Source organism: Thermovibrio sp. (assembly GCA_015488335.1).
GTDB lineage: Bacteria > Aquificota > Aquificia > Desulfurobacteriales > Desulfurobacteriaceae > Balnearium.
Genome location: WFNZ01000044.1, coordinates 1 through 14,896, shown reverse-complemented (window position 1 = coordinate 14,896; position 14,896 = coordinate 1). Strand labels below are relative to the sequence as shown.

Annotated in this window: 14 protein-coding genes and 1 riboswitch; of the genes, 8 read left to right on the top strand and 6 right to left on the bottom strand. The window is 44.3% G+C overall.

What is annotated here, in order from left to right; translation table 11 throughout:
* Window positions 1–50: 50 nt before the first annotated feature.
* Entirely contained in the window at window positions 51–893 is an 843-nt protein-coding gene (locus F8H35_RS05285) for a GGDEF domain-containing protein (RefSeq protein ID WP_472572500.1), read from the top strand.
* Here the strand turns inward: F8H35_RS05285 and F8H35_RS05280 are convergent.
* The 5 genes from F8H35_RS05280 to F8H35_RS05260 all read right to left on the bottom strand — a co-directional run bounded on the left by F8H35_RS05280 (window position 890) and on the right by F8H35_RS05260 (window position 6,862).
* A complete protein-coding gene (locus F8H35_RS05280; RefSeq protein ID WP_472572518.1) occupies window positions 890–1,924 on the bottom strand; it encodes a ribonucleotide-diphosphate reductase subunit beta in 1,035 nt (344 codons plus the stop codon). The genes F8H35_RS05285 and F8H35_RS05280 overlap by 4 nt on opposite strands.
* A 102-nt stretch (window positions 1,925–2,026) precedes the next feature.
* Complete coding sequence (locus F8H35_RS05275; protein ID WP_472572499.1) at window positions 2,027–3,016, bottom strand: NYN domain-containing protein; 990 nt, start codon at window positions 3,014–3,016, stop codon at window positions 2,027–2,029.
* Between the two features lie 148 nt (window positions 3,017–3,164).
* Window positions 3,165–5,459, bottom strand: a complete 2,295-nt coding sequence (locus F8H35_RS05270) for a ribonucleoside-diphosphate reductase subunit alpha (protein WP_472572498.1) — start codon at window positions 5,457–5,459, stop codon at window positions 3,165–3,167.
* A gap of 345 nt (window positions 5,460–5,804) precedes the next feature.
* Complete coding sequence (locus F8H35_RS05265) at window positions 5,805–6,587, bottom strand: class I SAM-dependent methyltransferase (protein ID WP_472572497.1); 783 nt, start codon at window positions 6,585–6,587, stop codon at window positions 5,805–5,807.
* On the bottom strand, window positions 6,587–6,862 hold the full coding sequence (locus F8H35_RS05260) for a GNAT family N-acetyltransferase (protein ID WP_472568676.1): 276 nt from the start codon (window positions 6,860–6,862) through the stop codon (window positions 6,587–6,589). The genes F8H35_RS05265 and F8H35_RS05260 overlap by 1 nt, the downstream gene beginning before the upstream one ends.
* A gap of 211 nt (window positions 6,863–7,073) precedes the next feature.
* Window positions 7,074–7,259: riboswitch (cobalamin riboswitch) on the top strand.
* Window positions 7,260–7,380: 121 nt separating this feature from the next.
* Between F8H35_RS05260 and metE the strand changes: the two genes are divergently transcribed.
* From metE to F8H35_RS05225, 7 genes are all read left to right on the top strand, one after another.
* Entirely contained in the window at window positions 7,381–9,546 is a 2,166-nt protein-coding gene (gene metE / locus F8H35_RS05255; protein ID WP_472572496.1) for a 5-methyltetrahydropteroyltriglutamate--homocysteine S-methyltransferase, read from the top strand.
* A 75-nt stretch (window positions 9,547–9,621) separates the two neighbouring features.
* Window positions 9,622–10,287: a radical SAM protein gene (locus tag F8H35_RS05250; protein WP_472572495.1), complete on the top strand. Its 666-nt coding sequence runs from the start codon at window positions 9,622–9,624 to the stop codon at window positions 10,285–10,287.
* Complete coding sequence (gene nrdD / locus F8H35_RS05245) at window positions 10,280–11,842, top strand: anaerobic ribonucleoside-triphosphate reductase (RefSeq protein WP_472572494.1); 1,563 nt, start codon at window positions 10,280–10,282, stop codon at window positions 11,840–11,842. Before F8H35_RS05250 ends, nrdD (F8H35_RS05245) begins: the two co-directional genes overlap by 8 nt.
* Window positions 11,826–12,353, top strand: coding sequence for an anaerobic ribonucleoside-triphosphate reductase (gene nrdD / locus F8H35_RS05240; protein WP_472572493.1), 528 nt, complete (start codon window positions 11,826–11,828; stop codon window positions 12,351–12,353). Before nrdD (F8H35_RS05245) ends, nrdD (F8H35_RS05240) begins: the two co-directional genes overlap by 17 nt.
* 49 nt (window positions 12,354–12,402) lie before the next feature.
* Entirely contained in the window at window positions 12,403–13,467 is a 1,065-nt protein-coding gene (locus F8H35_RS05235; RefSeq protein ID WP_472572492.1) for a L,D-transpeptidase family protein, read from the top strand.
* A complete protein-coding gene (locus F8H35_RS05230) occupies window positions 13,437–14,525 on the top strand; it encodes a M99 family carboxypeptidase catalytic domain-containing protein (protein ID WP_472572491.1) in 1,089 nt (362 codons plus the stop codon). The genes F8H35_RS05235 and F8H35_RS05230 overlap by 31 nt, the downstream gene beginning before the upstream one ends.
* Window positions 14,526–14,543: 18 nt before the next feature.
* Complete coding sequence (locus tag F8H35_RS05225; RefSeq protein WP_472572490.1) at window positions 14,544–14,807, top strand: hypothetical protein; 264 nt, start codon at window positions 14,544–14,546, stop codon at window positions 14,805–14,807.
* Here F8H35_RS05225 and F8H35_RS05220 read toward each other — a convergent pair.
* Window positions 14,775–14,849 (bottom strand): hypothetical protein, encoded by a 75-nt coding sequence (locus F8H35_RS05220; RefSeq protein WP_472572517.1) that lies wholly within the window; start codon window positions 14,847–14,849, stop codon window positions 14,775–14,777. The two genes, F8H35_RS05225 and F8H35_RS05220, sit on opposite strands and share 33 nt — an antisense overlap.
* Window positions 14,850–14,896 lie beyond the last annotated feature (47 nt).

Here is a 14,896-nt window from a genome sequence, read left to right as displayed (position 1 = left end):
TAGTTTTCCTTAAGCTTAAGAATGAGATAAATATAACAATATTTCTAATCATGAGCGGCCTCATCTCCTTCTTATTTGCCCTATCAAAAGGGGAAAATATAGACTCTATCTTCGGTCTAACTGCCTATCCTTTTATAGTCGCCTTTACAAGGGGATATAGATCTGTAATCCCCTGGAATCTACCCTTAATTTTTGGTTTTACACTAACGTTTCTAACTAAGAAAGATCTACTAAAAATTCTCCCTATAAACAGCATTCAGGGGATAAAAAGTGATCAAGTACTTTTGGAGCTAATGTTTAGTTACCTGTTAGTAGTTATAGTAAGTTACTTTCTCTCAAAAACAGCGAAAGACATTACGTTTGAAATCTACAATATATCTGTAAAAGACCCTTTAACTGGCCTGTTCAACAGAGCATTTGCCCTTTCTTATCTTGATAAGGAAACGGAAGAAATTAAAAGAAACAGAAATCCTAAAAACAACATCTGCGTAGTCTATATAGATCTTGACAACTTTAAAACAGTAAACGACACATTTGGCCACTCCGTAGGAGATACAGTTTTAAAGAAAGTTGCCTCTATATTCAAACTCTTCTTCAGGAAAAGTGACGTAATCGCAAGATTGGGAGGAGATGAGTTTCTGGTAATAGCGAAAAACGTTGACTGCGAAAGCCTTAATAGAAGGTTAGAAGATTTAAGAAACAAACTGGAAAGAGAGTTTATGAGATTTGGTATCTCTATGAGCTACGGCATTGCCGAGATACCAAAAGACAGCATTACAGCTAAAGAAGTAATAGAGATAGCTGACGAAAGGATGTATCAGAACAAGCAGTTAAGGAAACATAAGGTGGTAAAGAGGGAGCTCCCCTCTCCAGAGGAGCTCTCCACAGACTAAATCTCGTCCCACCCCTCAACAGCACTTGCCTGGTTGTAACTTGTAACGGTTGCCTCAAAGAAGTTTGCCTTAACGTTGCCCTCTCCGCCTGTATCGGCAATCCTTTCAAGGTGTTCGTAAGGGTTGGGGCTATCAGGGAAAATAGGCTCAAGCCCTAAGGCCTTCAATCTCTTGTTGGCTATGTAATAGGTGTAGTCCTCAATAGACTGTTCGTTCATTCCAAGGATTCTGTTCCCTATAACTTTCTTGCTGAACCGCTGCTCCTGATCTACGGCAATTTTAAACATCTCGTAGATTTTATCCTTCGTCAGGTACTTCTTAAACCCTTCATCTGTAAGGTCTTTCATAAAGTGTTCAAAAAGAATAACGTGGGTAAGCTCGTCCCTGTTTATGTACCTGATTATGTCTGCCGTTCCCTGCATCAGGTTCCTTGAGGCAAGGTTGTAGAAAAACATAAACCCGTTGTAGAAGTAAAGCCCTTCAAGCAAATAATTCCCAACCAAAACCTCTCCATAGTTTTCCATAGTAGGGTCTTCCAGGAACTTTTGGTAGATGTCTGCAATGTACTTGTTCCTCTCAAAGAGAATCGGGTCTTTCTTCCACCAGTAGTAGACCTCTTCCCTCTTCTCTGCTGGAACAACAGACTCAATTGTGTAGCCGTAGCTCTGTGAGTGGATGGCTTCCTGGTAGGCGTGGATTGACAGGTCAATTGTTATCTCAGGAGCCTTTACGTAGGCGGCTATATTTGGAATGTTTGTTGTCTGAATGGAGTCAAGGAAGACAAGGAAGGAAAGTATCTCGTCGTAGGCCTGCCTCTCATCGTCTGTGAGCTCCTTGTAGTCCTGAACGTCTTGAGTAAGGTCAACAGTTTCAGGGATCCAGAAGTTTGCCATCATAACACGGTAGAGCTTTGGAGCCCACTCATACTTAATAACGTTCAGGTTAAATATGTTTGTTGTATCTCCGTGAAGGATCCCTCTCTTTGCAGGGTCGTCGTTCCCTTCAGGGTTAAATATCGGACGGGGTTTCATAAGCTCTTTCTTTAGATCAGACATCACTACCCCCAGAGTTTGGTTCTAACTTCAAAAATCTACCTTTAATAAAACCATTTTCTGTATCTTACATTTCAAAAACTAAATTTTTTCTGCTAAGAGTTCTTTATCCTCTATTATCCTTCTTAAACATTCATTTGCCTCTGAAATATCAATATTGAGTTTCCACCTTGGTAACCAATTTTTAACTATTAGACCTGTTGAGGCATATTCGTGTTTTTCCAGCCAGTCTTTTAGTCCTTCTAAGAGTTTAGAACTAAACTCTTTGCACACTTCAACTAATTCCTCTTCCAGTTCCCCAGTTTCAACTATTTTCTCTCTTTCTTTCTTCAGGAGCTCCAATTTATATCTATTCACCAGTAAGTTTTCCGATAGCTTAAACCTACCCATCAGGTTCTTCAAGAACTCAAAATCGTTCTCCTTTAACTGAAACAACCAGTCTTCAGCAATTTCAGGATTGTTAAAAGAGTAAAAAACCTCTCTTATTGCCTCTACCAAATAGTAATCAAGCTCTAAACGCCTCCCTACAAGAACTGCATCATACAAACGACTCGTTCTATCCGGAAACCCTCCAAGAATTATCTCTTTTCCGGTGTGCTCCCTCAACCAGAGAATTAAAGGATAAAGGTCAATATCACATGTACAGATAATAACAGCATCTGCAGGTATTAACTTTACAATAAGATCTTCAATGGCAGTCAAAACCAGGGATACATCAGCGGCATTTCTATTTTTTTTCTTCTTTGATGAAGCAATGAAAGGGTTAACAGGAACAACACCAATATTGTAAAGGAAGATAGGCATACTTGGAGAAAATCTCGTTGAAAGAGGTAGATTTTCATATTCTGCAAAGACCTTTATACAGAGCGGATTGTGATTGGACTTATGTGTTGGCTCTACCATAATTAATGTTTCTTTCAGTTGACGGAAAAACTTAGAGAAAACTTCTTTTAGAAAATGAATCTGAAAATTTGTTACTTTTCTCTGAAGTTTTTGATCTGCAGGAATTCCTAACTTGTCAAGAATTCCACCGTAGATGTTATCAAAATCAACGTAAATGGCCGTTTTCACCGGCCACCTCTTGGAATTGAAGGTAGTAGCGGGAGGGGGAGCCTCCCGGACAAGTAATGTTGGGAGGGGGAGCCTCCCATAATCTTTAACGTATTTGTTTCTATAATCTCACATTCTAAATATATCACGTCTTCCGTCCTGATTCAAACTAATTTGCACAGGCAATGCACTCCTCTTTATTAAGGGCTCCCTGACTGTCTTTCTGAACTGTCCTTACGTAGTAGATGGTCTTTATCCCCTTTTCCCAGGCGTACATAACGGTTTCGTAGATGTCCTTTGCCCTGATTCCGAGGTTGAGGTTAAAAAGGAGCTCCATTGATATCCCGCTGTCAACCCACTTCTGGATCGTTGAGATTACGTCAATAACCTCTTTCTGGTCCATAAACTTGCTTTCCCTGTAGAACCAGAACCTCTCCTTTATGTAAGGAGGACAGATGGGAACCGCCTGCTTCTGGTTTTTATCTATGTAGAACCTTGAGAAAGGCGGCAGGACTCCTGGAGTTGCCCCCTGAAGGAGCCCTGAGCTTGTGTTGGGAGCTATCGCAAAGAGCTGGCCGTTTCTGATTCCGTACTTTTTGAGCTTTGAAAGGAGCTCTAACCATTTCGCCTTTAAATGGGTCTTCTCAGAAAGGAACTCTGCGTCTTTCCCAATTATCACTCCCCTGCTCCAGTCTGAACCCTCGTAGGCAGGGAAAACTCCCCTCTCCTTTGCAAGGTTTATACTCTCGTCTATCCCGTAGTAGGCAATTTTTTCGTAGAGTTCATCTATCACGCCTAAAGACTGCTTGCCGTAGGGTATTTCTCTCTTTGCCAGGTAATCTGCAAGTCCTAAAGTCCCTATTCCGATTGTTCTATACCTGTCGTTGTGGAGTTTACTCTCTAAAATGGGCGGAGCCGTGAGCTCTATCGTGTTGTCAAGAATTCTCACTGCAGCCCTAACGGCCTCTTCAAGTTCCTCATCGTTTTCAATATTTGCAAGGTTAATAGAGAGAAGGTTGCAGGTGTGAACAAGGCCGGGTTCCTCTATCTCGCTAACTATCTTTCCATCTTTCATATAGGTTTTAAAGCCTTTGGAAGGCCTGAAGTTTGAGAAGCTCTCCATACAGAGGTTTCCGTTTCCTATGTAGCCGTCGTGCTTTAAGGGATTGAGCCTGTTTGCAGTGTCTTTAAAGAAGATGTAGGGTAGACCGGTTGCAACCTGTGTTTTGAGAATTTCTTTAAGGAGCTCCTTCGCCCTTACCTTCTTTTTCAGCTTCAGTTTATCGCTCTCTGCCTCTATGTGCATGTAGGCTTTCTCAAACTCCTCTCCCCAGAGTTCGTAGAGTTTGTAGCCGAACTTCCTCTCAACCTCGTAAGGATCTACAAGGAGCCACTCTTGGTCAAACTTCACCCTCTCCATAAAGAGGTCTGGAACAACAACCTGAGGGAAAATATCAAAAGCTTTACGCCTCAGGTCTCCGTTCTCCGTTTTCAGCTCTAAGAAGTCGTAGATATCTAAGTGCCACACGTCTAAAGCAACGGTAACAGCTCCTGCCCTTTTCCCTTCCTGATTCACCGCAACGGCAACGTCGTTAAGGATTTTCGTCCAGGGAACGATTCCGCCGCTTGCACCGAACACCTTTTTAATCCAGGAACCCTGTGCTCTTATCCGGGAGAGATTTACTCCCACTCCGCCAGCCCTCTTTGATATCTGGGCAACCTGGTTGGCCGTATACATAATGGAGTCAAGGTTGTCGTCCATTGCTGTTATGAAGCAGGAGGAGAGGTTTCCGTTGGGGCGGCGGAGGTTGATAAGTATAGGAGTTGCAAGGGAGAGTTTTTTTCCTGCTATAAGGTCGTAGAAGTGTTTGGCAATCTCTAACCTTCTCTCTTTAGGCTCGTTTATTGCAAGCATGAGGGAGATGGTCATGAACATCTCCTGTGGGAGCTCTATGGGAAAATCCTCGTAGATGCAGAGGTACCTTTTTGCAAGGAGGTTTGCACCGGCGTAGTCGTAGAGGAAATCGTACTCAAGTTTTAAGTAATCTCCGGCCTCTATAAGTTCTTCCTCTGTGTAGTTCTTAAGGAGCTCCTCAGTGTAGAGCCCCTTCTCAACCAAATCTTTAACAACTCTCAAATACTCCTTTCCCCCTCCAACGTAGGCCAGCTTACTGGTTCCCCTTCTGATTGAAACTTCTTTGTAGAGGTTGAAGATAAAGAGCCTTCCAGCAAGTATTCTCCAGTCGGGTTCTTCCGGTGTTGTAAGCTGAAGGGCAGTGTTTATAACGGCCTCATGAATCTGGCGAGTTGTTATACCGTCAAAGAAGTGGAGCTTGAGCTTGGCCTCAAGTTTCAGCGTGTTGACGTTCAGCCCTTCAGCCGCCCAGCTGATAACTTTCCTTATCTTCTCAATGTTGAGAGGCTCCCTGTTCCCCTTCCTTTTAACGACTGTTATTCTGTTCATTGCGCCTCCTTTCCCGGTTTGACAACTGTCTATTTAATCACTGCAGAGGGGTTTCACTCAAGTTCTACATCAAGGAAAAGTTTACAGCACATCAATTATTATTGTTTCATGAATTTATTAACTCTTCGTCAGCAACCTCACTAATACAGAGAATTAGCCTATGATTTAGGCAGGTTAAAGGGGGAACTTCAACTCCGCTGAACAGAACCCAAGGGAAATTTCAAGAGAAAAGTAAGGTAATAAAAGGTAATAACTGGTGATTCTTCACTATCGTATAGTCAGAATGACTGCTTAGCCATACGCTGTATACTACTTTGAAAAGAGGGGAATTAACACGAACTCAGCCTAAAGCTCTTTGTAAAGGTATTCTACGTTTGTGGAGCTCCCCTGAACCCTGTAATCCCTCAGAAAGGGAAAGAGCTCTTTAACCCCTCTGTTCACCTTTATAACAACCCTTTTCCTCGCAACCCTCTCGGCTTCCTTAAGGGTTTCGGGAGAAATGAAGTCTTTAACTGCAACTTCTCTAAAAGGAGACATTACACTACAGTGCCACTTGGGTTTAATAAACATGGGAGAGAAATAGACGATATCGTATGATTTATTAGGCTGGGATTTGAGAAACTCGTAGTTGTCTCCAAGAACAGGCTTAATCAGTTTAAAGGCAAACTCAGCAACCTTTAACTTCCCTTTCGGTTTGTATTTTTCAAGCCCTCTTTTCACTATCTCGTAAATAACCGGGTCTTTTTCAACTCCAACAACCTCTCTTTTACTTACAAAGGCAGCCATCAGGGCGTCCTGAGCAAGTCCTAAATTACAGTCCAAAACAGTCTCTCCCTCCTTTAAGTCCATAGCCTCAACCATCGCCTCTTTTCCGCCGGAAAGGTAATTGAGGAGCCTTATTTTAAAAAGACCGGGGTGAAAAAAAAGCTTTTGACCTTTCAATGTGTGAAGGGTCAGTGTCAGGTCTCTGTTAACAACTAAAACGTTCTTTCCGAATCGCTTTTTTATGGCGTTTATCGTGTTGTGGCGCCGTTTAACGAGGGGAGCTCCTAACTTCTCTGCCAGCTGTTCAGCTTCATCTACCATCTCAGGAGTGGGGTTTCTATCTGTTGTTACTACAACTTCCACTATCTATTCTCCGCTATAAGGTCTGGCCTTTTCCTCTCAAGGTATTTCTGAGTATAGGAACACAGGGGATAGATCTTATAACCGTTTTCATCTGCAAACTCAACAAGTTTTGCCGAAAGTTTACCGGCAATTCCTTTACCCCTCTGGCTCTCTGGAACGTAAGTTGTACTTACAACTACAACCTTCTTCTCCTCATCCACACCAAAAGTTATAAAAGCCTCTTCTCCGTTTGGTAGTTCAAGATAGATCCTTCCCTTTCCTATCTTAATTTCCAATTAAACAACCTCCTAACGGTTTGACTATAATTTTAATAGTGGAACGGGGTATCTAAAAGGGAATAAAAGTGGGGGAAATATGTCCTTCAACTTAATCATACTAATGATTATAGGATTCGCATTTCTCTGGTATCTCCTTGATGAACTCTACGAGAACTTAGACCCCCTTTTCCAGAAGAAAAAGAAGTAGCCTTCCAAACCTTCCCTGCATAAATTGTTGTCCGTCACGGGTGAACGGGAAGTCCGGTGAAAGTCCGGCGCTGTCCTCGCAACCGTGAGCAGGGAAAGAACTGGGTCTTTGCCACTGGAGTGGAAAGGTGAAAAGCCGCCGCTCTGGGAAGGCACTGACCTGATAAACCCTGCAAGCCGGGAGACCGGCCCGTGATGGGTGGGAAGACCCACCCCTTCGCGTCCTGCGGGGGTTCGGGGCGCGGGAAAGGAGAGGGTATTCCTTTTTCTTTTCCCGCCTTGGAGCTCCTGCGGGTGTTAAAACCAAAACACCCACAGGAGGTAGTAGCATGAAGACTTACGCTTACGGCTTCCCGAGACTGGGGAAGCAGAGAGAGTTTAAACGGCTCATTGAAGGCTACTGGGCCGGAAAAGTCAGTGAAGAGGAGCTCCTCTCAGGAATCAAAAAACTCAACGAGAAAAGAGAGGAAACCTACAGCCAGTTTGTAGACTCTCACCCTCAAGGTGAGATGACCCTCTACGACCCGATGGTTGACACGGCGCTCCTCTTTGGAGTCTACAGGGCTGAAACGCTGAACGACTACTTCAACTTATGCCGCGGCAAGAACGCTCTTGAGATGACAAAGTGGTTCAACACAAACTACCACTACTTAGTTCCCGACTTTGGAGGTAAAAAACCCCAGTTCAAACTGACAAAACCCGTTTGGGACAGACACGAAGGAGCAAAGGAAAACGTCCACGTTATCGGTCCCCTTACTTTCCTTAAACTCTCCAAGGGTTTAAAACCTGAGTACTTTGCCGGAGCTCTAAAAGAGTTGGTAGAACTTACAGTTGAGTACGCAAACACAAAAGGATTTAAGTCCCTTCACTTAGACGACCCGGCCTTCGTTTTGGAACTCTCAGGAGAGGAGTGGAAGGCCGTTGAAGAAGCCTACTCCCTCTTTGAGAAGTCAAACTGCCCTGTAAACCTGTTTACCTACTACGACAGCGTAGACAGATTGGATGTTCTCTTCAACTTACCCGTTTCGGGAGTCGGCGTTGACCTTGTCCACGATAGGGGAGAGAATCTGAAACAGCTTAAAGAGATAGACAGAAACGGCAAAACCCTCTTTGCCGGAGTTGTTGACGGAAGGAACGTATGGAGGAATAACCTCTTTAAAACGGCAGAGCTAATAAGAGAGCTGGGAGAGAACGTTGTTATTACAAACGGAGCTCCACTTTTCCACCTACCTGTCAGTCTTTCAGGGGCAACGCTTCCTGAGGAACTCCTTCAGAAGGTTGCATTTGCCGAGGAGAAGCTGAAGGAGATAAAACTCATCGGAGACATACTCTCAGGCAGAACGGAAGAGGCAGAAGAGTGGGTTAAGGGAATCAGTACTCCTTTCGGGGAGCTCCCCCACGTCAGAGAAAGAGTGTCCTCTCTAAAGGACGACGACTTTGTCAGAAAGCCTGAGTACAGAGAGAGGGTTAAGGTTCAGAAGGAGAAGTTTAAACTCCCGCTCTTCCCAACAACAACAATAGGTTCGTTCCCTCAAACAGAAGAGGTAAGAAGGATAAGACTCCTTTACAGGAAAGGAAAGCTCTCCCAGGAAGACTACGACACCTTTATAAGAGGAGAGATAGCAAAAGCTATCCAGATACAGGAAGACTTGGGCCTGGACGTCTTTGTCCACGGAGAGTTTGAAAGGACGGACATGGTTGAGTTCTTCGCCGAGAAGATGAAGGGAATTGCAACAACCGGAAACGGCTGGGTTATCTCCTACGGAACAAGGTGCTACAGACCTCCCATTATCTACGGAGACGTTGAGAGAAAAGGCCAGATGACAGTTAAAGAGATAGCCTTTGCCCAGAGCCTAACCGAAAAACCTGTTAAAGGAATGCTCACAGGCCCCGTAACGATTATCGCCTGGAGCTATGTAAGGGAAGACATCCCAACAGAAGAAGTTGCCTACCAGATAGCCTTAGCCCTGAAAGATGAGATTTCAGACTACGAGAAAGCAGGAATCGGAATCGTCCAGATAGATGAGCCGGCAATCAGAGAAAAAGCTCCCATAAAGAGAAGAAACTGGAAGGGTTATTTTGACTGGGCCGTTAAATCTTTCCGCCTCTGCCACTCTTCAGTTAAACCTGAAACCCAGGTTCATACCCACATGTGCTACTCTGAGTTTGGGGAGATTATTGATTACATCCTAGAGATGGACTTTGACGTCATCTCCATTGAGGCTACCCGCTCTAAGGGAGATATCATAGAGGCCTTTGAGAGGGTCAACTTTGACAGACAGATAGGCCTTGGAGTGTGGGACATCCATTCCCCTTACGTTCCAACAGTTGAGGAGATGAAGGAGATTGTAGAGAGAGCTCTCAGGGTAATCCCCAAAGAGAACTTCTGGGTAAACCCCGACTGCGGACTGAAAACAAGACGCTGGGAAGAGGTTATCCCTGCTCTCAGAAACCTTGTCAGGCTGGCAGAGGAGCTGAGGAGAGAAGACGGATAAACACCATTCAACGGAGAGCTCCCCTCCACTTCTCAAGTGTTATATTGTTTTATATAAATCTCAAGGAGGTAGGGAGTGGAGCTCTCCCCCTTTCTCTCTGTTGACACCCCAATAACTTTCAGAGACCACCCCGGCGTAATGTCTGCAGTTCTCTATACAAACTTTCACCTGTGCAACCTCAACTGCTACCAGTGCCACAACAGGCACCACTTTAAGGAAAAACCGAAATACCTGAACTGGAGGGAGCTCTCTGAAAAACTCTCAATGTTCAAAGCCCTGGGCGTTGAGCTGGTAATTGTTTCAGGTGGAGAACCAACTTTAGAAGAGAAAATAGAAGAAGGACTGAAGTTTATAAAGGAATATGGATTTCCGGTGAGGCTTGACTCAAACGGAACAGACCCTGAAAGACTTGAAAAACTGATAGAGAATCGGTTAATAGACGGAGTGGCTTTAGATGTAAAAATCCCCCTTCTAAATGAGTATACCCCTTACCAGCTGAAACGCTTTAAAAGAGTGCTATTTTCATCAGAAGATTTAGACGATTCAGCAGTTTATAACTACTCTAAAAAAGTGAAATTAACAATAGAGCTGATAAAGAGATACTCCCTTCCCTATACAATCTTCAGAACTGTTGAGTACCCTCTCTTCTCAGAAGATGACAAAAGGGCCATCAAGGAGGGGCTAAAATCTTTTCCGCACCAGTTTAACCCCTTCTACCCTGTGGAGGAGAACAGTGTATAACAAGTATTTCCGCCTGATAGACCTCTTCATAGACAACGACGACGTTTCAAGGAACAACGCAAATTTCGTAAGGGGAATTCCCGTTTTAGAACACGTTGTTGTCGGCGAAGTAATGAAAGACTACCTCTTTGATGTTATCTACAGAGGGCTCCCTGTAAGAATCCACCACGAGGAGGGCTGGGCATATCACCATCAAACTTATCGCCTAAGTAGTTATTGCATAGGGTTATCGGCTAAAGATATTGCATACCACGGGCTTCAGAGCAACGCAAAGAACGAAAGGAGGGCAGCTCCCCCAAAGAGACTTGAAACCCTCTTTATGCAGTGTGCGAACCTCATCTGCCTTGTGGCGCAAGAGGTTAGCGGTGCGACCTCTCTTAACGACCTATCAACAGTTGCAGCCGGTTACCTCTACTACTTAGAGAAAGAAGGGAAAAAGAGTTACTCAGATTACGACCTTGAGAACCTGTGGCAGGAGTTCCTCTACAACATAAACCTGCCCTTCAGAAGCGGGAACTCTCCCTTCTCAAACATAACCTTAGACTTTGGAAAGCCAAACAGCAGGCTGAAGAACGAACCGGTTGTCTACGCAGGGAAACTCCTTGACTTTACATACAGTCAGATACCTGCCCACTACTTTGACAGAATAAACACAGCCTTCATAAAGGCAATGAGAAGAGGTGATGCAGACGGAAATCCCTTTACGTTTCCCCTTATAACTGTAAACATCACGGAGGACTTTGACAGGAACAACCCTGCCTGGAAACTGCTACTTAAAGAGAGTGAATATTTTGGGGGTTTCTACGTTCAAAACTACCTAAAAGAGCCCTTTGAGAAGCCAAGCATCTACAGGGAGAAAAACCCCTACATAAAACCATTTGATGAGGGAATGATCTATTCAAACTGTTGCAGAATGCTTTTCAACATATCTCAGGTTGAGGCAGTTACAGGTTCAAACCCGTTCCACTCGGGAAGCGGCGTAGGTGGAATAGGCGTTTACGCAATAAACATGAACAGGCTACTCTTTCTGGCAAAAGATGACTTTGACCTGCTAAAGAGGATGATTGACTACACGATGGACGTTGGGGCAAGAGCTCTCCAGAGGAAACGGGAGTGGCTCAGGAAACACTGGAACGACCTGTTTCCCTACCTCTCCTTCTACCAGAAAGACGACCGGTCGCTCTTTAACATCTTCTCGGTCGTTGGAGTTCACGAGGGAATGGTAAACGCAGGCTTCAGAGGGGGGCTTTTCAACAGCGAAGCAAAGGACTACGCCCACGCAATTGCCCAATACCTCTACGAAAAACTCCACTACTTCATAGAGAGAGATAGGGTTCTCTACTCTTTAGAATACGCCCCAAGCGAAAACGCCGCCTGCAAAATGGCACAGAAAGACCTCTCCTTTGCAAGAGCCCTTGCAGAAGCTATGGAAGGCAGTAGGAGTTTAGAAATTTCAAAAGACCCGAATCTTAACGAGTTTATAAAGGAATCTGTTGAAAAGTTCGGAGAGAAAATATTTGATCTGGTGGAGGTTGAGGATGGAGACGAGGGTTAGGCCCAAAATCTACGTAAACGGAGACCCTGAAACTGGAAGAGTTTTCTTAACATCAGGTTTTCAGGCACCGTTTCAGGAAGGAGACCTGCTTAAACAGATTGACGTCAATTCCCACTTTCAGTCTTACGCAACTGGCGGAAGCATAATGCACCTGTTCACAGCCGAGGAGATGAAGCCTGAGGAGCAGGAGAGATTAATTTTCAGCATAATTGAGAACTTCCCCATCCAGTACCTGACGAAAACTCCATTCCTCACAACGTGCAACTCCTGTGGCCATAAGATGGTTGGTAGAAAAACGGAGTGTGTGAGGTGCGGTTCTGACGACGTTACGCTCTGGTCAAGGCCTATAGGCTATTTCAGGCCGGTTATGAGAAAAGGAATAAGAAAAGACTTTAAAAACGCAGAATACCTCTTCTGGCTCTCTGGAAGGATTGAGGACTTTGCAACAAGGAAAGAGGTAAAAAGAGAAGACGTGGAAGAGATAATTGATGAAATTTCTTCAGGAATATAGGAACCCTCTGGTGTAAAATAGCCCCATCACATCGGAGGGGTAGAGTTTGATGAGGTTTCTTCTGGCCTGTTTTCTCATTCTCTTTACTCTCTTATCAAATTCATACGGAAAAACCCTTGAGGAGATAATAGCCAACATCGGCTCATACACACCGGAACAGCTCCAGAAGGAGATAAACTCCCTTCCTCAGGAAGAGAAACTGAAGCTCCAGCTCCTTCTCCTCACATACGCCGGAGAGAATGGAAAGGTGAGGGAGCTCCTTCAAAAGCTCTACTCTGGAAAACTGGTCTCAAACGTTTTGGAACTCCCCCAGAACCTTCCAGCAATTTTAGTTGATAAAACAAACGAAATTCTCTACGTAGTAAAGATAGACAAAGGAGTTCCCTTTATTGTCAGGAAGTTTCCTTGCATAACCGGAAAGAGGCCGGGGGACAAACTTGAGGAAGGAGACCAGAGAACCCCTGAAGGCATCTACTTTCCCCTCTACTGGAAAACAAACCTTCCGCCAATTTACGGAATAGGAGCATTTCCTCTGAACTATCCCAACCTGTTAGACAGGAAAATCCTGAAAAGGGACGGCCACGGCATCTGGATACACGGAACAGACAACCCCAACAGGCCTCCACACAGCACAAACGGCTGCATAGTCTTGAAAAATGAATATTTAAAGGTTCTGAAAAAACTCATCATCCCTAAAAGAACTCCGGTAATTGTGGTATCTCATCTGAGCTACTCAACAAAGAGGGAGTTTTTATCTGAGCAGAAATCGTTAATTAATTTTATCTTCCACTGGAAAAAGGCGTGGGAAGAGACTCCTGAAGATATAGAACCATACCTTAACTGCTATTCAAAAAACTTCGTATGGGAAAAAGGGAACTTTAATGACTGGATTAAATACAAAAAGCGGATAACAAAGTTTAAGAAATGGATTAAAATTAGAATTACAGACCTAACTGCAGCAAAAGATGGAAGGATACTCAGCTTTGGAAACCTTTACGTTGTAAGGATGAGGCTTGATTACAGGTCTAACAACTATAGCTCCGCTGCAAATAAGATCCTTTATATAATAAAAGAGGGGAACAAATGGAAAATCCTTGGAGAAGAGAACTTATAAAAGCCCTGATAGGAGCTCCCCTCCTCCCATTCCTTCCGGTAAATGCATTCGCCGGCCACAAACGGCCAAAGGTTCAGATAGAGCTCCCCCCCTTCCCCATACAGGACACCTACCTGAAGGGAGAGAAAAAGGGGGGAAGAATCCTTATAGTTGGGGGAATTCACGGAAACGAGCCGGGAGCCTATAAGGCGGCAGAAATCTTAAGGCACGTTAAGGTGAAAAGAGGAGAGCTCTTCATCGCCCCCAGGATGAACTTTGTCTCAATCCTTGCCAACAGGCGGGGCTACAACGGAGATATGAACAGGAAGTTTGCCCACCTCTCCCCCAAAGACCCGGACTACGAAAGGGTTAAGTGGCTGAAAAACTATGTAAAAGAGGTAAAACCAGCTCTCCTCTTAACTCTCCACGACGGCTTTGGCTTCCACTCCGTAAACCCAAGAGCCTGGGGTCAGTGCATCGTGATAGACGAGGAGAGGTACAGAAACTTCTCCTTGGGAAAAGAGGCAAGGCTCGTTTCTAAAAGGGTTAACAGGTTCTTCAAAAAGAGGGAGTGGAGAGTTCCCGTTTACAACACCCATACGTTCTCACCAAAAACTAAACACCCTGAACAGAGGAAATCGCTAACCTACTTCTGCCTCAAAGAGGCAAACGTTCCTGCCATCTGCCTTGAAACGTCAAAACAGATGCCAAACTTAGAGCTGAAAGTTAAAACCCACCTTTTACTCCTTAAAGAATTCTTTGCTCTCCACAGTGTAGAAATTGAACCTGGTTTTGACTACATCATTTCACACTTAAAAGAATTTTTAAAACCAAACATTTCCTACTCAGTAAACTTGAACATCAACGGAAGAAGCGTTTTAGTCAGCTCAAACAGAACGTTTAAACTCCCGAAAAACAGCAGAGTAGAGTTCACATCCTTCCACGGAACTGCCGGAACAAACGCCGTTTCACCAGACGTCAATATGAACTTTAGGAAAATCGGGATAAAGAGACGCATTGCCTTTGACGTAAAAGATGATTTCAGAAAGATTTTCACAGTAAGGTTCGTTGTAGTTTAAACACTTTTAGGAGTTTCAATGATTCTGAAAGTTAAAGTTATTGAGAAAGAGGACGGCACCGAGCAGATAGTGTTTTCCTTTTCGGAAGATGAAGAGCATGAAGACGGGAAAGTTGTAGCAGAAAGGGAAGTGGAGTTTGACGGAAGCGGCGGAGTGCTGATAGAGGTAACGGGAGAGGAGATAGAAGTTCACAGGGTGGAAAAACTCAGGATTGACCCGGAAGTTCTTGAAAAAATGAGGGAGAAAAGGTCAGAGCCCCTTGACGAGGACAAGGTCAACTGAATCTCCCCTATTTAGACTCTTTACCCCCTTAGGAACTACCATGAGAGCTCTCCTCCCCACAAGGGCAGAGAGAACCCCAGAACCCTGCC